Below are 18740 nucleotides of genomic sequence, written 5' to 3'. Positions count from 1 at the left end.
TCCTTACTTTTGCTCGTGTGACTGAATCAGGTGTGGGTTAAATATCTTGTTCAGTGAGTGAAGCATCAGGCCAACACCACTGATTGCCATAAATAGGAATGACAATGGGATCATCGCTTTAATAATCCAGCGATACGGCAAGCCGCCCGGGTCTCCCGATGTTTCACCTAGTGAGTAACTCTCTTTGGCAAAATCGATACCGTACCAAGCTACCAACAAACAGAACGGGAACAGGAAGAATATTGTCCCTAGTAAATCGATAATGGCTTGAGCACGATTGGAAAGGCGCTCGTAGAACAGGTCAACACGTACGTGGCCACCCGCTTTGATAGCATAAGGAACGCCAAGTAGGAATACGGCCGAGAATAGGTGCCATTCCATCTCCTGAAACGCAATCGACACGTCGTTAAATACATAACGCATCACAACGTCATACACCACGTTGGCAAGCAACAAGATGAACAGGATGCTGGATAACCAGCCAAGGAAATCACCAAAACGATTAAAGGCTCGTTCGATATAAATTAGACTTCTCATTCCCTACTCCATGGAATTTGAAATGGCTCCGCTCAATGCAACAGCGGAGCTGTATTAGGGGCTCTTAGCGTTTCGTTATTATTTAAGGTGAAACTGCAAAGAGGTTTTCTTGGGCTTCTCGGTAGCTTAAGACTTGCCCAAGCTACCGATTTTTTGGATTACGCTTTAATACGCAAACCTATTATTGTGCTTGGCTGTTTAGGTAAGCACGGTGTGAGATGTTTGACCATGGACGAACTTGCTCGATGTAAGCCGCTTGCGAAGCTTGAATCTCTTTCGCTGTTGCGTCTTTGTCAGCATGCTCTTTCAATAGGCGGTCATTCGCTTCACGAAGTGCAGTCATTACTTCAACTGGGAAGTCTTTTACCTGAACATTTGGGTACTCAGACTGGATTGAAGCCCAGTTCTTACCACTTTCGTGCTTAGATTGCGTGTACATGTCGTAAGCAGCAGTCTTCATCGCTACTTGTAGGATCGCTTTCAGGTCATCTGGTAGCTTGTTCCAAGTACGCTTGTTGATTAGGAACTGAAGCTCTGTACCTGGCTCATGCCAACCTGTGTAGTAGTAAGGTGCGATTTTGTGGAAGCCCATACGTAAGTCTAGAGATGGACCTACCCACTCCAATGCATCAATCGTACGACGCTCTAGAGACGTGTATAGCTCGCCCGGTGCGATGTTTGTAGGCTTAGCACCTAGCTCTGCTAAGATTTCACCAGCGAAGCCTGGGATACGCATTTTAAGACCTTGTAGATCTTCTACTGAGTTGATCTCTTTCTGGAACCAACCACCCATCTGAGTATCTGTGTTACCACCTGGGAACGAAAGTAGGTTATGTGGAGAGTAAACCTTCTCCATCAGTTCCATACCGCCACCGTAGTAGAACCAAGCGTACTGCTCTGTTGGTAGCATACCGAAAGGCATCGAAGTGAAGTAAAGCGTGTTTGGCACCTTACCCTTCCAGTAATACGATGCAGAGTGACCCATATCGTACTGACCAGATTTCACCATATCGAATACACCTAGTGGTGCTTTGTGTTTATTCGCAGAGTCGATACGAATTTGTAGACGACCGTTCGACATCTCTTCAGCCATCTTGGCCATGTTCTTAGTGGTGTCACCGAAAATTGGGAAGTTTGGTCCCCAAGTTTCTGCCAGTTTCAAACGATAGACTTTGTCAGCAGCTGTCGCGCCTGTAGCAACCATTGCTAAACAAGCTGTCGCGGTAACCGCTACGTTTTTAAACACTCGAGTGAGGGAGTTAGAAATAAGACTCATGTTCACGTCCTTTGTTGGGTTCAATACTCTTTCTATGAGTACTTTATGATTCAAACAAAGAATGCATCGACGTCTGTTAATAAGAAATGGGAATGAGCACGCAGGCTACGCAGCCAATAAATTCAGTATTAGACCAAAGAACTAAGTAGTAATACGTAGGACTTTTACCCAAACAACGAAAATTAAAGAGATAGAGAAGCGATAAACGGGAGATCGTAAAGAAAAGTTCGTACGTAGTAATCTATGGCTAAAGTTAACAACATTTTACGAGAACGTGACAGACGTCGTGTAGAGTGCCAAGTTATTATGAACATAAGCACTTATAAAATATTGAAAAAGTCTTTGTAAGTTGGATGTGTTCAGGAGCAGTAGAGAGTTTGGCAGGCGCTAGATGTAAAAAAGCCTCGATAAGATCGAGGCTTAAAACTTAGAAAGCGAATTAACTCCAAAGGAATTAGATAGCTTTGTAGACAACCTTGTTACCTGCAAGCTGTTCTTTCGCTACTAGGTTTTCTTCAAGAAGTTTTTTCAATGCGCCCGTTGCCCATGAACCAGCTTTCGCATCTTCTTGACCAGCCGCTAGGCCGATACCTTTAGGGTTGATGCCGTCGGCATTGCTAGCAACGATGTCTAGAACTTGTTGCTGTTTAGGAGTCAGTGATACAGACGCCGCTTTTGGTGCTGCTACTGTTTTCTCTACCGCTGGTTTTGCTGCTACAGTTTTTTCTGCTACAACTTTCTCTGCGACAGGCTTTGCTGTTTTTGGCGTTGCTTCTACTTTTGCTACAGCCGCTTTAATGCGCTTTTGCAGCTTCGCCTGCACCTTACGCTTATGAGCAAGTCTCATTGAATATTTCTCCAGTTCACTGCTCTAACTCGCAGTGGTGAAAATTTGAAGCGCGATTTATACCAAAAAACGGGAGCTATTTGTAGAGTGGAGCGTCGAAAGTCGACGAAAAATAACGATATTGTCTATCAACGTCTATTATTTAGACAGGGCATTATTAATTTGAGGTCATATCTACTGGTTATCCATCCAGACCCAAAATATGAAACTTGGTGAACCCTATGGAAACACGTCATATTGCAAACTTTTCACTACCTAAATTCAAAAGTGCATATCGTTATGTCGCTGTGATCTTGGGCTTCGTTTGCTTATTGGTTGCCCTCTATTATGACGCCCCTCGCCTACTTTTTGTTGGCTCTTTTTTGGTTATTGTTTTACTTGTCGCTGGCTACTACTTGATGCTGCGTAGCAGAGTCCTGTTTACGCTAACGCCAACTCATTTTCAGCAACACTTCTATAAAGGTGGCTGGGTACTGAAATGGTCAAACATAGAAAAGATTGGCTTATGTACTTATCAACAAGATGGATGGCATCAACCTCTTCCTTGGATTGGTATCAAAATTCGAGACTACGCCCCTTACCTTGACTCCATCTGTCCTAAGATCACAACTGAACTGCTACTAAACCAACGCGCACTACTCTACCTTGGGGCTAAGCAGGCGGGGCATGAATCTAAGTTTGAAGACATCGTTTTGGACTCATCACAATTCAACGGCAAGATGCGTTTTAGCGACGATAACAGCGATATTTTTATCGACCAAGACGCGCTTAATGCCTCAAAGGCACAAGCCCTAACAAAAGGGAAAGACAAGCGTTGGCAATATTCAGGTTTACAAGCGATGCTGGCAAACCGGATGCGTTATCAGCGTGGCTATCATGGCTACGATATCTTTATATCAACCAATGACTTAAAAATGACTGGGGAAGAATTTGTGGGACTTGCTCGACGTTACCTTGCAGCGGCGGAACGTGAACAATAAACAGCTCTTGAGCGAGCTGTTTATTTAGATAGGAAGTAAGCTATATCGCTCGTTTAGTAAAGTGGCATTTCATCAGCAACGAACGGGTTAGATGCGCGCTCACGACCAAAAGTCGATTCAGGACCATGACCCGGCACAAACGTCACATCGCGACCTAGGGGCCAAAGCTTAGTCTTGATAGACGAGATTAGCGTGTTGAAGTCACCTTGAGGGAAGTCTGTACGACCAATCGCACCGTTGAACAGCACATCACCCACAAACGCCATACGCGCTTCTTCGCTAAATAGCACAACGTGACCTGGGGTGTGGCCTGGCGTGTGGATTACGTCGATCACTTGATTACCAAATGTCACCTTATCCCCTTCATCTAGCCATGCATTAGGTTCAAATGCTTTACACAAAGGGAAACCAAACATTTGGCTTTGGTTCTCTAGACCTTGAAGCCAAAAGTTATCCGCTTTGTGTGGACCGACAATCTCAACATTTAAGATTTCTGCCAGTGGAACTGTGCCACCTACGTGATCCAAGTGACCGTGAGTAAGCACCAAATTCACCACTTTTACGCCCAACTCTTCAATGATTGCTGCTAGCTGTGCAACGTCACCGCCAGGATCGACAACAATGCCTTCCATGGTTTCATCACACCACACAATCGAACAGTTTTGAGAGAAAGAGGTAACCGGTACAACTTGATACTTAAGAGACATATACAAACCTTAGAAAGCAAACTTAATAATGGCTAATTTAGCGTTCCATTACATAATCTGGCGCAAACTATGACATTGGATGTCTATTTTGACAAGTTTTGAACTTGGTACAACAGAACGCATTAAGCCGAGGCTTACTTACCAGCTGCGCACAGGACCAGTATCAATGTGAATGAAATTACTACGAGCGTAATAACCTACACCACCCGCTTTCAAACTTTTCGCAACGTCACGCAACTCTTTTAGGTCTACGCCATCGATACGGAAATCGATCGCTTTACCCAACATGTGATAGCTCTTTTTCGCCACACCGCTTGAGTTTGATCGAAGCGCTTCGTTAGTCGCTGGAGAGCGGTAACCAGAGATGATCTGTACTTCTTTTTGAATACCAAGGATATTTTGGATCTGAGTGATTTGGTCAAACAGATTCTTGTCCATTGGGTGAATTTCATTACGACGGAAATCGCGACACAACTTGCTCAAACGCGCCATTTCATCACCCACGTAATTCTTACCATCGAAGTAGCAGCTTTCCAATCGTTCACCGGTATGAAGATTATTCATGCTAATGACTCTAGGCTGGTCTGGGTACGAAGCAAACGCGATTGAAGGTGTGAGAGAAGCCGCGACCACAGAGCCACCAGCAAGAGTGAGAAACTGACGGCGAGAGAATACATTTTGAGACATACAGCAAAAAATCCCATTAAATCGAACAAAAAACGCACGATACATAATGGGTATAGCGACGTCAATGAGCAAAATTTGCTCAAAGACGTTATTTCTGATGCCTTAAAACTCTTAGTTATTGATAGGCATTATAATTTCATCAATAAAGTTTTGTTTGTAAATTTTGGTCAAGATCACCCTTCTCCGCCTTCCTTATCGTACTGGTAGACATCACCGCGATATTGGATCCCTTCCTCTTCAAACAGAACGGTTTGATAAATAATATGCACCGGGATTCGCTTTTTGAGCCTAACTTTGGTGTTTGGGCCTAGCGAACCATCTTGTTGTGGTGCCTTTCTAACTTTAGTTGCAAACAACAACTCTGCCAGCTCTTCAGCATGCTCTACGCGAATACACCCAGAGCTGTAGGCACGGAAGTCGTCATTGAATAAACCTTTACTCGGTGTGTCATGCAAATAGATGGCGCGGTTATTTGGCGTATTGAACTTATACAAGCCTAATGCGTTACGTGAGCCCGCTTCTTGTCTCATGCGATAAGGGAAGGAGTTAAAATTAATGCTCTGCCAATCGATGAGCTCAGGATCTATGGTCTCCATCGTTCTCCAGCCGTCAATCACTAGGAAATTGTTACTCGTTAAGTAACTCTCATCTTCTCGTACCTTAGGCAAAATATCTTTAACCATGATCTTCCACGGTACATTCCAAGTTGGATTGAGAATCACAGAGTCGAGATTGATCTCTAATAATGGAGTCTTACGTGACTTCCTACCCACAACAACCTTAGATTCAAAGACCTCTTTGCCGCCCTCCCAATACTTCATTTCAAAGCTAGGCACATTAACCACAATCAGAGAATCTTTGTCTTTCGGCCACAGGCGCGCACGCTCCGCATTCAATGCAATCGCTCGCAAGCGATCGTCAAATGGCATGTTGATCCACTTCATCGTATCGGGGCCTATGATCCCATCCGATTTTATTCCATGGATCTTCTGGAAGGATTTAACAGCGATCTCTAGCTCAAGATCGAAAATCGGAATATTTGGGTCTACGTGAGAGATATCGACACCCACCAAAGCCATTCTCTCTAATAAGATTGGCTTTTGTGTGATCTCATCTTCAAACCGTTTAAGGCCGATTTGATCGTACAGAGGGACTGTCTCATCCATCGCTTGAGACAATACTGCATAAGACTCTTTAAACTGATCGAAATTGCCCACAGGTGGCGCATAGGAAAGCACCAATTCCAACAGATAGCCGTTATCAATGCTGTCCCGTAGGCGTTCTATGGTCTCTGGGGCGGGTTCAGGTAACCTATCTTGCAATTTCTCTGAGAAATACCACTCTTTACCAATCAGCGGCGCATTCTCGACATAGCTCAAATAGTGAAGAAGTGCATCTGTGGTGAGGATATCCACTTTGTCCCATTCACCTGACGCTTTATGCTCTGCGATTTGCTTTAATTGCTCACTGAAAAGAGGCGCAAACTGAGCCTTATCAATGATCGATAATTGGAATTCAAAAGCGCTAGATGCTGCTGGTGAGGCCCAAACAACAGGGTAAGAGGTCTCTTGATAGACACGTTGGGTTAACTCTGGATACAGGAGCGAAAATGACAGGTCAGATCCAGGCTTAGTATCCTGTCTGATCTGATGACTGGCGGAGCCCCACGAATGCGAGGAGACCACCAGTAATATGGCGAAAATATACTTCACTAACATGCGATGCTCCTGATGCCAAATCATCTTTTAAGTATGGCAAAGAAATGGAGCAAGCATGTTATTTTTTAAAGATTTTTACGCATCAAGTTGCACTCCAGTGGTTATCCCATTGAATACCCGATTGAAGTGTCGATTTATCGTGTGGTCGAGACTGACTGATCACACCACCAGCACCTGAACTTAGTCGAAATTCATCTGCAAGTAGTACCACACCAGAAGCATCAGCAAGATACGAGAGCTCGACAAGTTCGCGTGTCTCTTTCGACCAAATTCCGTAGCAATTACCTCGCGGAGACGTCGCTAGTATCCATTCATCAGATGCCGCAATACTCGCAATATAGTGGTTAAACCTCGCCCACTGCTCAGGCTCAGCATTCAAGCTAATAAACTCACCGCCTTTGGTGTGCATCGCCAGCAGAGATGGGTACTCGTCCGGTTCACCACGGTATTGCTGTCCGCATAGAACCGTCTCTGCACCATCATGCGCAAGATGTCGAATACTTAACTTCTTATCAGGCAATCCAACTTGGTCGATAACCTGCCCCGTAGCAGAAAGGTAAGTGAGGCTTGGTTTCATGGTATCGAGGTTTTTCGGTGTTCGCCCATCTGTGTGTACACCACCAACACCAATCGCCAGATCACCACTCGGCATGATAATCACTTCATGAGGGCCAATACCAAAACCACTAAACTCTTTAACTTTGGCGTAGTTCTGCTCTACATCATAAACGCCAATCACCCCTTCACTGGTGTCACTCTTACCTTCGGTCGCATATAGGTAACGACCATCCAGTGAGTAAACTCCATGCCCATAGAAATGGCGATTGTTGCCTTTGACCATCATTTTGAGCTGTTGCCCAGTCATGTAATCAAACACGATAAAGAAGTTACCCGGACGACGCGCAAATACGACAGCGTGATTTTGCTTTGGACTTATTGCAACGCCGTGCCCGCGCTCTGGGATCGGCAACTGAGTAATAGGCTTTCCGAATTGATTGGCAACCACTGCTGAGAAGCGATCTCTGCCATTCAGTGCACAGCCAATCAGTTTAGGCGAACCATCTGTTACTTGATTCGATTGATTGGAAGCACAACCAAATGGCAATACTGGAACAGCAGCACAACCTAGTGCCGCCTTCAACAGGTTTCTACGTGTAGAATCAGTCACCATCAGTTGCATTAAACCCTATTACCACACCAAGCTCGATTGCCACTTCTTCGTGAATCAGATATTTCAGTTGTTCTAGTTTGTTATATTGAGACAAAACAAGGCGATAGCCTTCTTTGCTTTGCAACAACTCAAACAAGCTCTCTTGCTCTGGCCAAGTTTCAATGGTCTGTTCAAACTGAGCGAAAACACGATCAGCAAGGTCTTGATGTCCCTGCTCTCGTAGAATTGCATCTAAACCTTTACCATCTGCCAAATACAGCGCCTCTAGTGCAACAACATTCGCTTTTAGTTGAGCCAATGAGGTTTGCGCACGCCATGATTCAGAAAAGTATGGTCGTGGCTTACCGATTTTAGCCAATGGACGGCTCAACTTCTTCATGCTGTAGTCGAGTTGATTCGTCATAAGTGCAATGTATTCTGATTCCCATTGCTTCTCATCAAGAGACGTCCAAGGGTTAACCTGCCAAGCCGAAGCAATCGTCGAAGATTTCACAGCTAGGTTCTGCGCAATCGCTGTCACGCTCTGACAGCCAGACACCTTGTCAGCTAATAGCGGAGAAGCATTATCGTAGAAAGACCACTCAAGTGCACCAAGGCCTTGGACTGTCACACTCTGCATAGCGATATCTTGCTGCGTCCAACGCTTGTTCTTCTGGTTAAGCTGACTCATTTTCAGCCCAGTGGTGTTCTTTTTATCTGGCCAGAACTGTACATTCCAGCTCTCTTCAAGCGCTTTTGCAGGGCCACGCTCCTGCCCTTGCAACGCCATCCAAGCCGTCATAGTTTGTTGCCATTCCGACTTTAGCTGATCTAATGTCACTGCATCGCTTTGGCAATAAGATTCAACCGCCGCTTCTAGCTCAGACGCTTGCTTCGCGAAATTTACCGCTGAATTGAATTCAGTCAGATAAACATTTGTGCTCAGGTGTTGAGTTGTATCGGCAGAGTAACCAAGGTTTGTCTCTTGCGAAACGTTAGATTCACCTGAAGATTGACACCCCGCGACAACCAGAGCTGAAAGCGGAAGAGCCCACAATTTATTTTTCATGAATTGCTGATTTTTCATGTTGTTACCTAGTGTTGAGCATTGTTGCGCATTTGATTATAGATTTACTTAGCGCATAGCAAAGAAAATTCACAAGACATATTGAGCATTGTGAATTTCCGATAAAGATATAGAGCCTGAACGTCGATTATAACGAGTTTAGGAACGCAATAAGCGCGTCACGTTCAGACTTATTAAATTTGAGCACGTTCTGTTTAGCTTGCTCGGCTTCGCCACCGTGCCACAGTACCGCTTCCATCACGTTACGAGCTCGACCATCGTGCAATAGGAACGTATGGCCGTTAACTTCTTGCGTGTAGCCCAAACCCCAAAGTGGTGTCGTTCTCCACTCACGACCATTCGCCAAGTATTCTGGTCGGTTATCTGCCAGACCTTCACCCATATCATGTAAAAGCATATCGGTATACGGGCTAATAAGTTGCTTAGACAGTGCAGGCAGATCTTCTCGCTCCATAGTACGGATATTTGTTTGGTGACAGCTTTGACAACCCGATTGCGCAAACAGTGCCTGCCCCTTAACCACTTGTGGATCTTCTACATTTCGGCGAATTGGTACCGCTAAGTGTTGAGAATAGAACTCTACAAAGTCGAGAATGTTGTCACTCACTTCCGGCTTACCGCCATCAGGGAAATCAGTGCACGTTGATTGCGCCGAGGTGCAGTTTTCATTTGGGAACAGGTTACTTGTTAGACCTAAGTCACCATTAAACGCCGCGGCATTTTGCTGCATGAGATTGGGCTGTCCTGCTTTCCAACCGAAGCGACCGAGAGTCATATCGTTGGTGCGTACATCAAGCACTTGGTTCGCTTTACCTGACACTCCCCTGTTCTCTTGCTGTTGCTGCTTAGCAAAGCCTAGAATGGTCTCTTCAGGGATGCTTTCTAACAGACCAAGACCAATCATCGGTGGTGCGACACGTGCAGAGAACTGTGTTTTAGGATGCATCTCACCAAACGCTAGGTCAGTGATTGTCAGTGTTGGCTTGCGAAGTGTTACAACGCTGCCATCTGCAAAGGTCACAGGCACATCAGTGTAAGAGATATTGACCTTGCCTTCAGGCTGAACACCTTGAATCGCAAAATCTTGAAGTTGACCACCATACGTTGGCTCTGGAATCACGCCATCACGAATAAAAGCGGTTTTCTGCTCTGGTGTTTCTGCAGGGATGCTGAGGCGAACCAGCATCGAAACGGCATTCTCATCGCCTTTTTCAGGCGCGTGTCCACGTCCATCTTTGATGTGACAGTTTTGACAACCGTTAGTATTAAATAGTGGACCTAAGCCATCACGAGCATCTGTCGATGCAGGCGCAGGCACCCAAGGATTTCTAAAGAAGCTGTTACCTACGCTGAAATCTAGGCGTTTGGTCATAGGCAGGTTTGCTGCAGGAAGAGAGAATGCATTCGCTCCCTCTTTTTTGACAGTAGTCTTACCGCCTGAGTAAACATCATGGGCGTGTAATGGAGAAACGAAAAACAGAGCGGTTAAAATCGAGGCGGAAAGATACGACTTCATACATTGCCTTTGCTAAGTTAGTGAGTATTTAGCTTCGTTGTACTTTTTATTGGCTAATACTTAGGTTCATTAGATTGGGTTAGCTTTGATGACTAAGGTGAACAATCATCTTCGGTTGGACGCGAGAGTTTCTCTTCGAGCCACAACCTATATGCTCTCAACAGATATGGACTCAACAAATAAGGGCTCAAACGAGCCCTTATAAATATCGAGATATCACAAGAAATTAAAACTCGTGATCAGCTGTGTCTGGGTTTAGGCTATCAATGCCGATGATGCCCGCCGCACGCTCGATTGCTGCAGTTTGAGAGACTAGTGCAACGATAGTTTTGTTCACTAGTGCGTTACCCGCTGCGTTGTCTGCTGCGATTAGCTGATCGAAGTACTCGTTGTTCTTCTCTGCTGAAGATACAAGTTGACCAACTTGCGCACGTGCTAGGTCAAACTGCTTCTGGATCTCTTTTGCAGCTTGCTTGTCTTTCTGCTCAACAAGGTCGTAGATGCTTGGACCAGAAAGCAATGTGCCGTTTTCACGCTTGTACAGACCAGTGTAAACGTTGTAGATACCTTGCTCATTGTAGTAATGAGAGTTGTGCGTGTTGTCTGAGAAACAATCGTGCTCATCTTCAGTAGAGTTAGCTTCTAGTGCTACCTTCATACGCTCACCAGCAAGCTCACCTAGAGATAGTGAACCCATGCCGAATAGCATCTTACGAAGACCATTGTCACTAGATTCAGCTAGTAACTCTTGACGGTAGTTACCCTTCTCATCCGCAGACCACTGCTTTTCCATCCACTCTAGATCTTGAACTAGAAGTTCAGCAGCCGCTTTAAGGTAAGCACCACGACGCTCACAGTTACCATTTGTACACTCAGCACCAACAACAAAATCTGTGTATGCACGAGCACCAGCACCAGCACTTGTACCGTTTAGGTCTTGACCCCAAAGTAGGAATTCAATTGCGTGGTAACCTGACGCAACGTTCGCTTCAGAACCACCGATCTCATTTAGGTCAGCGATTAGCTCTGGTGTGATGTTTGATGCATCAACTTTAGTTTGACCAATTTGGAAGGTTTCGTTTGCAACGATATTTGCACTCGCGCCTTCGTTACCTAGCTCGTATTGGTAGTTAGTTGAAACGTAGTCGATTAGACCTTCATCTAGTGGCCATGCGTTTAGTTGACCTTCCCAATCATCAACCACTGCGTTACCGAAACGGAACACTTCAGACTGTTGGTAAGGAACACGAGACTCTAACCAAGCTTGTTTTACTTGTTCAAAGTTGCTCGCTGACGGCGAAGCTAAAAATGTGTCGATAGAAGAGTTAAGAGCTTTCGCTGTGATCACTGAGTCAGCAAATACCGCGTGAGCGATGTCAGCGTAGTGCTCGACAACTTGATCTTGAGTCACTGCCGCAAAAGATGAAGCAGAAGCAAAAATGAGTGACGAAGTAACCGCTTTAGTCACTAAAGATTTAATGGTCATGAAGCATCCTTGTTGAGCTTGAATTATTATATATTGGTAGTACAAACCATTATCATTTGCACTACGTGTTGCGATAATACAAAGTTACAATTTATTTGCAAGGCAAATACAAAAAAACCTCACATTTGTGAGGTTTTTGCTTCATTTTGTGCTAGTTGCAGCACGCTAAGTTACTCGATAGTTAAGTTGTGCTTACCGTGAGACACTTTTGCTTTTAGGTAGCTCTCATTACCCGACTTGATATGGGCAGCGGTGTTTACAACTTCTTCAATCTCGATACCGTAAGACTTCAGCTCTTTGATTTTCTTAGGGTTGTTAGTAACTAGACGAATTTTAGTCACGTCTAGCGCGCGTAACATCTCTGCGGCCTCCGTGAAATCACGTAAGTCATCACCAAAACCAAGGTGGTTATTGGCTTCATAGGTGTTCATGCCTTCGCTTTGCAAACGGTATGCATCAATCTTGTTGTAAAGACCGATACCTCGGCCCTCTTGACGAAGGTAAAGAATGATACCGCCCGACTCACCCATACGACGAATCGTCTCATCTAATTGTTCGCCACAATCACAACGTGACGAATGGAACACATCCCCAGTCAAACACTCTGAGTGCATACGAACTAGAGGGACATCCTGCGTTTTGTCTGCCGTTTTGAAAATGACAGCAACGTGTTCTTTATCTGTTTTTAAGCCGTGGAATGAAAGAAGCTCCGCATCAATGTTGCTGCTGGCCCCTACTTTAAAATCTACTCTGGCACGAACTTCCGCCATATCTACACTCACTTGCTATTCGTTGTATTTAACAGCGCTACGTTATTCATTTAAGTAATAATTTTGTAGCGAACAATCTAATGATAGACACTATGGCGCTGTTGATCACTTTTTTCAAGGCTCTGAACCAACAAAATGTTATAATATAACATTTTTTGTTAATGACATTAAAAAACCCCACATCAACCAGGTTGACATGGGGTTAAAAATTAGACAGTTAGCTCAGATTAACCAACCTGCTTCTGCTTCCAGATCACGAGTTGAATCCAAGCATTTTCCAACTCTGCCAGCTCTTCTTGCGTCAGAAGAGAGACTGTTGACTTAGCACTGTACTTGTCTGCCCACTGCTCAGATTGGACATGGCTATAAAACTCTTTTTTTAGATTTGAGATTCTGTTTTCCACCAATACGTCCTTATATTAGAGTGCTAAGTCATATACGAGTGGGATATGTTACAAAATACCGATCTTGAGGTAAACAATTAATTTAATTTTTTATGGACTCCCCTTAACACTTTTAATTAGTAAATATATAAATAGCACTAATAAGAGAATTGGAAATAGCCAAAGTAATCCATTTGTCATTTTGAACGCGGGTTTATATAGAACAAATTCCCCGTAACGCTCAGTCATATATTCAATGATTTGTGTATCGGTTTTTCCAGACTTAACCATTTTAAATACATGAAGTCGTAAATCTTTTGCTATTGGTGAATTCGACTCAATTAAATTTTGGTTTTGACACTGGGGGCAACGTAATGTTTTCGCTAATGATATTGCCTGTTGTTGTTGCGCTAAATTATCAAACTCAAATAGTTCAACTTCTACCGCTACCTGTTTGTTGTTAGAGACAAACACTTCATCAGCTTTTAATGATGGGCTTATAACTAGTACACTTAAAAAACACAATACCAAGACTAAGTGATTCATAGTGTTACCCTATTCTTAAAATAGTCAGCAAACTCCTCTTGCCACACTTCTTGTGTCATTGCACCCACTAGCTTTTTAACCACTCTCCCTTGCTGGTCAACTAAGTATGTCTCAGGCGTACCAATAACACCCAGATCCAACGCCAATTGACCATTCGGGTCGCTTATCACTTGATGGTACGGATTACCGGAAGTTTGAAGCTCCTTAATCGCCGCTGCGGCCGTGTCACGGTAGTTCAAACCAATGATAGGTACATCACTATCCGCAAGCTTTAATAAAACTGGGTGCTCTTGCTTACATATTCCGCACCACGAAGCCCACACATTCACCAATTGGTAAGGGTGTGCGGTCACATCTTCTCTCGTCAAAGTAACAGGAGCATTTCCACCTACTGTACTTCCTACGGGCATGGGTAGACTCGCAAGCGAAAACTCAGGGAAGTCTCTTGTATGTTGATCGGTGACACTGACTTGTTGTTTTTTACCTAAAGCCAAACCAAAGACGACCATCACTACAATAGCAATGGCAAACAGCATCACCATTTTATTGCGAACATTGGATTTCATAACCCGTCTCCTTGATTGGTCGCTGATACCTTTGCAAGACTAACACTAAACCTCCTAACATCATGAGTAATGCCCCCAACCAAATCCAGCGCACATACGCTTTGTACTGCACTCTAAATGCATAACCTTGACGATCGACCTTCTCTCCCATTGTGATGTAAATGTCGCCATGCCAGAACCACTTCATCGCAGGTTCACTCATATTCATCACCCGTACAGGATAATGGCGACGTTCGGGTGCGATAACGAAACGATGCGCTTCGTTTGAGACCTCAATAACGCCTCTCTCTGCTGTGTAGTTATTTCCTACATAAAGCTCTGTCTCTTGATAGGTCAACGTCCAGTCGATAAATTCAACTTGGCTCTGCGGTGCCAAACGGTAGCTGGCTTCGAAAGAGTGAAAGCTGTTCATCCCAGCCCCTACCGCGAGAGCAGCCACACCAAGATGTGCTATCGACATCCCAAACAACTTACGCTGATAACGTGTGTTTCGGGCACGCCACAGACCATAGCCATGGGTAAAAACGACCCAACACGCTAAGCACCAAGTAACCAATACCATCCATGAGATTGAGTACAAGTCACTGACTAACACTTGTGGTACGTATAGAAGCGCGCCACTTACCATGGAAACCACTGCCAACAGCATCGCCAACTTGAATGAACATTGTGGCTTACACACCATTAACGGTGCGATACCCATCATCACAAGAGCCAATAGCCACAATGGTGCAATCAACAGATTGAAATACGGCGCGCCAACAGAAATAGTCCCGAGGCCTAACAATTCGAAAACCATCGGGTAGAAAGTACCAAACAAAACGATCGACATCGCCAGTATCAACATCAATGCGGCGATCAACACCATAAAGCCTTTGCTTTTAAAACTAACAATCGCTTGCGATTCGAATTGCTCCCCTTTGATGATTAACAGGGAGAAAGAACTCAGTAATACCAAAACTAGGATCAAAAGTAATGACATCCCTTTGGTCGGATCAACCGCAAATGCATGTACTGAAGTAAGTACTCCAGAGCGAACAATGAAAGTGCCTAAGATACTTAGACTAAACGTGATAAAAGCTAAACTGAAAGACCACTTCAATAACTGTTTCTTCCCATTGGCAACGCCCAAAATATGCAGTAGCGCCGTTGCAGTTAGCCAAGGCAACAAGCTCGCATTTTCAACCGGGTCCCAGAACCACCAGCCGCCCCAACCAAGCTCGTAATAAGCCCACCAAGAGCCAAGCGCAATACCTGCGGTTAAGAAGCACCAAGCCACTAAGCACCATGTTCGGCAATGTCTTACCCAATCAAATTCAATAGGTTTGACCATCAAAGCCGCAACTGAAAACGCCAAAACAACAGAAAAACCGACATAGCCAAGGTAGAGTAATGGCGGATGAAAAATCAGCCCAACATCCTGCAACATAGGGTTGAGATCGCGCCCTTCAGAGACAAAAGTTGAGTTGAGTTCAAATGGATTGGATGCAAATAAGGTAAACCAGGCGAACACCGTGAGAAGTAGATTCATTACCCAAAGCACCGCATCGCGATAGTCCGCTCGGTAGTGGCTTTGTCTTGCAATAAGCCCTGCCCAACAGCTTAAGGTAAGCACCCAGAACAGCAACGACCCTTCATGCCCGGCCCATACGGCTGCTATTTTAAAGGCGCTCGGTAGTTGGGTATTTGAATGCTCAGCGACGTAGAGAATCGAAAAGTCGTCTTGATAGAAAGCCAAAGCGAGGATACTCACAGCAGCAATCGATAGAAGAGAAGCCGCTTGAGTCGCACTGCCAATGAAGGCTGAGTAGCACTTTGACTGAGTATACTTACCAGCCAAATAAACAATACTCACCAAACTGCTGAGGATTGCGACGCCAATGAGATTGAATAGCCCTAAAGAACCTAGCATATCACCTCGATATGGCCCCAACGAAGGGGCCGGATAGAACAAACATAACCCAGGCTTACGCTAGAGTTAATTGACCAGCATAAAGTACAAAGGTACGAAGCATTAAAACGCCCGCCAAACTTAAGCAAGTCACAGCAAAAATGTAGACTCCAGTATGACGAACCGCTTTAGGGGTAAAAGCATTGAGCAGCAAAGGTAAAACCATGCCGATACCAATCACTCCATACCAGAACCAACTCGCCCAGAACCCACTACCAATTGCATTCCACGCCGCTTGCTCGCTTTGACCACCAGCGAAGATCAAACCAGTGAAGAAGGTCACGAGAACGAACAGTTCAAACATCACCACTGGACGTTCGAAGCCATGGATCCAAGAGATACTCGGGCCTTGAGGAGACTCTTTAAACACCAGAACCCCAAACAAAATGCAGGCTGCAGCACCCGAAGATAAGCTAGAGAACAAGAACAGTATCGGTAATACTGGGTTGTTCAACATTGGGAATGTGTTTAGCGCTGATAGTAGGAAACCGGTATATGCCGCAAGCAAGAGTGCTAGCACTGCCAAAAAGATTTCTGTCGCGTTTTCAAGAGGTTCTAGTTTGCCAATGAGTTTCCCAACAAAATCTAAGCGCCCTTTAAGCCAGCTCTGCTCACTCAAAAACAGTGTGATCTGATCCCTAAAGATGATTCCGATCCACACGAATAAGATCGCCATGTAGACTTGGAATAGGATCACACCCATCGACATCACTGACGTTGGGTTATAGAAGATCATGATCTTCCAGAAAGAGAGTGGCTTCGTAAGGTGAAACACCAAAATAAGCAGGCCCGAAATGATGCCAAATGGCGCGAGAAAAGCCGTTGCCTTTAACACCCCATTCTTCGACGCGTCCCCTTCGATAACCTTCCTCTTGAGATAAATAGAGATCATCACTGCACCCGCTGACATACCCGCTAAAAACAAGTAGATAGCGATAATCCAATCCCATACCACGGTTCCAGATTGGAAAGCTGTATCCCATGCACTCATAATCAAATCTCCCCTTTCTGATGTGGCACTTTGTAAAGCTTAGGCTGCGTACCTAAATGCACTTTATCTCGGTAAACCACTTCGGATTTCAGCACTTGGTTGATCTTACTGTTTGGATCATTAAGATCGCCAAATATCAGTGCTGTTGTTGGACAAGACTCCACGCAAGCAGGCAGTTTTCCTTGTGCTAAGTTCGTATCGCGACAGAAATTACATTTGTCGGCCGAACCGTCTTTTGGATTGAAAAAGCGTACTTGATAAGGGCAAGCCAGTAGACAATAGCCACAACCAACACACTTCTCTTTATGTACGTCGACAATGCCAGTCTTCTCATCTTTATATGCTGCACCTGTTGGGCACACCATGACACACGGTGCGTTGTCGCAGTGTTGGCAGGAGTTTCGTGTAAAGCGATAATCGACATCAGGGTATTCACCTTGTGGCTCGCTGCGCACAATTTCCAACCTCGAAACGCCTTCAGGGACCTTATTCACTTCCCGACACGCTTCTGTACAAGCTGTACAACCGATACATGCCGTTTCATCGTGGATCATTCCATAGCGCTTAGTGCCATCAGTCTGTACGCTAGCCAGTGTTTTTCTGCTAGTAACAACCGATGTGCCAGCGATCCCGGTTGTCACAATCACTGCACCGGCACCAGCTAAAAAGTTTCTTCTAGAGCAGCTCATAGATTACTCCTCCTCTTTCTTCTGGTTAAAGTCTGAGTGACAATCAACACACAGTTTGATCGTTTGTTTCTTATCTAAACTCAGAACCTTAGATTTATTAGCGTGTACATCGTGACAATTTGAACAAGTTAGGTTTTTAGCGTGAACGTCATGTGTCCAGTTATCTTCTTGTAAATATTCTGGTTTATGACAATCTGTACATCCACTATTTGCCTGTAAGATCTTTTGAGGATCCAAAAATACCTTATTTGTTCCTTTTTGCGATTGTGCGGATCGATATTTGATCACCTCTGGTGCCCCTTCTCGGTGATCTGGACTTATATTACTGTGACAATCTGTACAGTTAATTTCTCGTCCAACAATATTATGTGCATCTATACCATGTGAACCCAATAATGTTTCTTTGGAATCTTTATGACATTGAACGCACTTATAATCTTTATCGCGAATTAATTCGACTGCATGCCTATTTGATTCCGTTGGCGTTATTTCAACGGATTCGGCAACAGCATGAATGGAATAACCATAGAGGCAGAATGCTAGAAGGGATTTAAGCATTATGACTATGGCCAATTTTATATTGCCCATTTTTCCTTTCCTTATATCGGATTTATTTAACTCTCAACTAAATAAAAATCCGATTAAACAAAAGTATCCTTAAACAGCACTATTACCGTCTAAATGATATCAATTCTTATTTTGGAAAAGCCACAACGCTTTCTATTAATAAGGATATACCCCTAATGGGTTAAGTTAAAATTTGCATTGATGATTATGTGAGCACAGTCACCACATTTTAGTTATGGTTATAGACTTAAGTTGTTGTTCTTTAATGAGAATAATTCTTATGATT

Annotated in this window: 19 protein-coding genes; 1 reads left to right on the top strand and 18 read right to left on the bottom strand. The window is 44.3% G+C overall.

Annotation, left to right across the window (positions count from 1 at the left end; all coding sequences use genetic code 11):
* Positions 1 to 3: 3 nt before the first annotated feature.
* From KI743_RS13875 to KI743_RS13865, 3 genes are all read right to left on the bottom strand, one after another.
* A complete protein-coding gene (locus tag KI743_RS13875) occupies positions 4 to 537 on the bottom strand; it encodes a TRAP transporter small permease subunit (RefSeq protein ID WP_032549261.1) in 534 nt (177 codons plus the stop codon).
* A 181-nt stretch (positions 538 to 718) separates the two neighbouring features.
* Positions 719 to 1813, bottom strand: coding sequence for a TRAP transporter substrate-binding protein (locus KI743_RS13870; RefSeq protein WP_032549262.1), 1095 nt, complete (start codon positions 1811 to 1813; stop codon positions 719 to 721).
* Positions 1814 to 2267: 454 nt separating this feature from the next.
* Positions 2268 to 2660 carry a hypothetical protein gene (locus tag KI743_RS13865; RefSeq protein WP_032549263.1) on the bottom strand — a complete coding sequence of 131 codons (393 nt, stop codon included), beginning with the start codon at positions 2658 to 2660 and terminating at the stop codon, positions 2268 to 2270.
* Between the two features lie 221 nt (positions 2661 to 2881).
* On the opposite strand from KI743_RS13865, the gene KI743_RS13860 reads away from it, so the two are divergent.
* A complete protein-coding gene (locus KI743_RS13860; protein WP_285466856.1) occupies positions 2882 to 3640 on the top strand; it encodes a DUF2982 domain-containing protein in 759 nt (252 codons plus the stop codon).
* Between the two features lie 53 nt (positions 3641 to 3693).
* On the opposite strand, the gene KI743_RS13855 is transcribed toward KI743_RS13860, so the two are convergent.
* From KI743_RS13855 to nrfB, 15 genes are all read right to left on the bottom strand, one after another.
* Positions 3694 to 4347, bottom strand: coding sequence for an MBL fold metallo-hydrolase (locus tag KI743_RS13855; protein ID WP_032549265.1), 654 nt, complete (start codon positions 4345 to 4347; stop codon positions 3694 to 3696).
* Positions 4348 to 4485: 138 nt separating this feature from the next.
* A complete protein-coding gene (locus tag KI743_RS13850) occupies positions 4486 to 5034 on the bottom strand; it encodes a YcbK family protein (RefSeq protein ID WP_150872082.1) in 549 nt (182 codons plus the stop codon).
* A gap of 173 nt (positions 5035 to 5207) precedes the next feature.
* Positions 5208 to 6752 (bottom strand): murein L,D-transpeptidase, encoded by a 1545-nt coding sequence (locus tag KI743_RS13845; protein ID WP_285466855.1) that lies wholly within the window; start codon positions 6750 to 6752, stop codon positions 5208 to 5210.
* Between the two features lie 82 nt (positions 6753 to 6834).
* Positions 6835 to 7923: a DUF1513 domain-containing protein gene (locus KI743_RS13840; RefSeq protein WP_285466901.1), complete on the bottom strand. Its 1089-nt coding sequence runs from the start codon at positions 7921 to 7923 to the stop codon at positions 6835 to 6837.
* Positions 7913 to 8971, bottom strand: coding sequence for an imelysin family protein (locus KI743_RS13835; RefSeq protein WP_285466900.1), 1059 nt, complete (start codon positions 8969 to 8971; stop codon positions 7913 to 7915). Before KI743_RS13835 ends, KI743_RS13840 begins: the two co-directional genes overlap by 11 nt.
* A 145-nt stretch (positions 8972 to 9116) precedes the next feature.
* Positions 9117 to 10505 (bottom strand): di-heme oxidoredictase family protein, encoded by a 1389-nt coding sequence (locus KI743_RS13830; RefSeq protein ID WP_285466854.1) that lies wholly within the window; start codon positions 10503 to 10505, stop codon positions 9117 to 9119.
* A gap of 226 nt (positions 10506 to 10731) precedes the next feature.
* Positions 10732 to 11991, bottom strand: a complete 1260-nt coding sequence (locus tag KI743_RS13825; protein WP_032549270.1) for an imelysin family protein — start codon at positions 11989 to 11991, stop codon at positions 10732 to 10734.
* A gap of 170 nt (positions 11992 to 12161) precedes the next feature.
* Positions 12162 to 12761 (bottom strand): GTP cyclohydrolase II, encoded by a 600-nt coding sequence (ribA, locus tag KI743_RS13820; RefSeq protein ID WP_032549271.1) that lies wholly within the window; start codon positions 12759 to 12761, stop codon positions 12162 to 12164.
* Positions 12762 to 12988: 227 nt separating this feature from the next.
* Positions 12989 to 13165, bottom strand: coding sequence for a hypothetical protein (locus tag KI743_RS13815; RefSeq protein WP_032549272.1), 177 nt, complete (start codon positions 13163 to 13165; stop codon positions 12989 to 12991).
* 90 nt (positions 13166 to 13255) lie between these two features.
* A complete protein-coding gene (nrfF, locus tag KI743_RS13810) occupies positions 13256 to 13690 on the bottom strand; it encodes a heme lyase NrfEFG subunit NrfF (protein WP_032549273.1) in 435 nt (144 codons plus the stop codon).
* Positions 13687 to 14256, bottom strand: coding sequence for a DsbE family thiol:disulfide interchange protein (locus KI743_RS13805; protein ID WP_285466853.1), 570 nt, complete (start codon positions 14254 to 14256; stop codon positions 13687 to 13689). The genes nrfF and KI743_RS13805 overlap by 4 nt, the downstream gene beginning before the upstream one ends.
* On the bottom strand, positions 14234 to 16168 hold the full coding sequence (locus KI743_RS13800) for a heme lyase CcmF/NrfE family subunit (RefSeq protein ID WP_285466852.1): 1935 nt from the start codon (positions 16166 to 16168) through the stop codon (positions 14234 to 14236). Before KI743_RS13800 ends, KI743_RS13805 begins: the two co-directional genes overlap by 23 nt.
* Positions 16169 to 16223: 55 nt before the next feature.
* A complete protein-coding gene (gene nrfD, locus KI743_RS13795) occupies positions 16224 to 17198 on the bottom strand; it encodes a cytochrome c nitrite reductase subunit NrfD (RefSeq protein WP_032549277.1) in 975 nt (324 codons plus the stop codon).
* Between the two features lie 2 nt (positions 17199 to 17200).
* A complete protein-coding gene (gene nrfC / locus KI743_RS13790; RefSeq protein ID WP_150872066.1) occupies positions 17201 to 17887 on the bottom strand; it encodes a cytochrome c nitrite reductase Fe-S protein in 687 nt (228 codons plus the stop codon).
* A gap of 3 nt (positions 17888 to 17890) precedes the next feature.
* Positions 17891 to 18475 carry a cytochrome c nitrite reductase pentaheme subunit gene (gene nrfB / locus KI743_RS13785; RefSeq protein WP_032549279.1) on the bottom strand — a complete coding sequence of 195 codons (585 nt, stop codon included), beginning with the start codon at positions 18473 to 18475 and terminating at the stop codon, positions 17891 to 17893.
* Positions 18476 to 18740 lie beyond the last annotated feature (265 nt).

Origin of the sequence: Vibrio sp. D420a (assembly GCF_030248625.1) — a bacterium.
In the GTDB taxonomy this organism is placed as follows: Bacteria; Pseudomonadota; Gammaproteobacteria; order Enterobacterales; family Vibrionaceae; genus Vibrio; species Vibrio fortis_A.
This window is presented reverse-complemented; position numbering and strand designations above follow the sequence as displayed.

Coding starts and splice junctions, on each gene's coding strand:
- KI743_RS13875 (WP_032549261.1), bottom strand. CDS start 537: ATGAGAAGTCTAATTTATATCGAACGAGCCTTTAATCGTTTTGGTGAT.
- KI743_RS13870 (WP_032549262.1), bottom strand. CDS start 1,813: ATGAGTCTTATTTCTAACTCCCTCACTCGAGTGTTTAAAAACGTAGCG.
- KI743_RS13865 (WP_032549263.1), bottom strand. CDS start 2,660: ATGAGACTTGCTCATAAGCGTAAGGTGCAGGCGAAGCTGCAAAAGCGC.
- KI743_RS13860 (WP_285466856.1), top strand. CDS start 2,882: ATGGAAACACGTCATATTGCAAACTTTTCACTACCTAAATTCAAAAGT.
- KI743_RS13855 (WP_032549265.1), bottom strand. CDS start 4,347: ATGTCTCTTAAGTATCAAGTTGTACCGGTTACCTCTTTCTCTCAAAAC.
- KI743_RS13850 (WP_150872082.1), bottom strand. CDS start 5,034: ATGTCTCAAAATGTATTCTCTCGCCGTCAGTTTCTCACTCTTGCTGGT.
- KI743_RS13845 (WP_285466855.1), bottom strand. CDS start 6,752: ATGTTAGTGAAGTATATTTTCGCCATATTACTGGTGGTCTCCTCGCAT.
- KI743_RS13840 (WP_285466901.1), bottom strand. CDS start 7,923: ATGGTGACTGATTCTACACGTAGAAACCTGTTGAAGGCGGCACTAGGT.
- KI743_RS13835 (WP_285466900.1), bottom strand. CDS start 8,971: ATGAAAAATAAATTGTGGGCTCTTCCGCTTTCAGCTCTGGTTGTCGCG.
- KI743_RS13830 (WP_285466854.1), bottom strand. CDS start 10,505: ATGAAGTCGTATCTTTCCGCCTCGATTTTAACCGCTCTGTTTTTCGTT.
- KI743_RS13825 (WP_032549270.1), bottom strand. CDS start 11,991: ATGACCATTAAATCTTTAGTGACTAAAGCGGTTACTTCGTCACTCATT.
- ribA (WP_032549271.1), bottom strand. CDS start 12,761: ATGGCGGAAGTTCGTGCCAGAGTAGATTTTAAAGTAGGGGCCAGCAGC.
- nrfF (WP_032549273.1), bottom strand. CDS start 13,690: ATGAATCACTTAGTCTTGGTATTGTGTTTTTTAAGTGTACTAGTTATA.
- KI743_RS13805 (WP_285466853.1), bottom strand. CDS start 14,256: ATGAAATCCAATGTTCGCAATAAAATGGTGATGCTGTTTGCCATTGCT.
- KI743_RS13800 (WP_285466852.1), bottom strand. CDS start 16,168: ATGCTAGGTTCTTTAGGGCTATTCAATCTCATTGGCGTCGCAATCCTC.
- nrfD (WP_032549277.1), bottom strand. CDS start 17,198: ATGAGTGCATGGGATACAGCTTTCCAATCTGGAACCGTGGTATGGGAT.
- nrfC (WP_150872066.1), bottom strand. CDS start 17,887: ATGAGCTGCTCTAGAAGAAACTTTTTAGCTGGTGCCGGTGCAGTGATT.
- nrfB (WP_032549279.1), bottom strand. CDS start 18,475: ATGGGCAATATAAAATTGGCCATAGTCATAATGCTTAAATCCCTTCTA.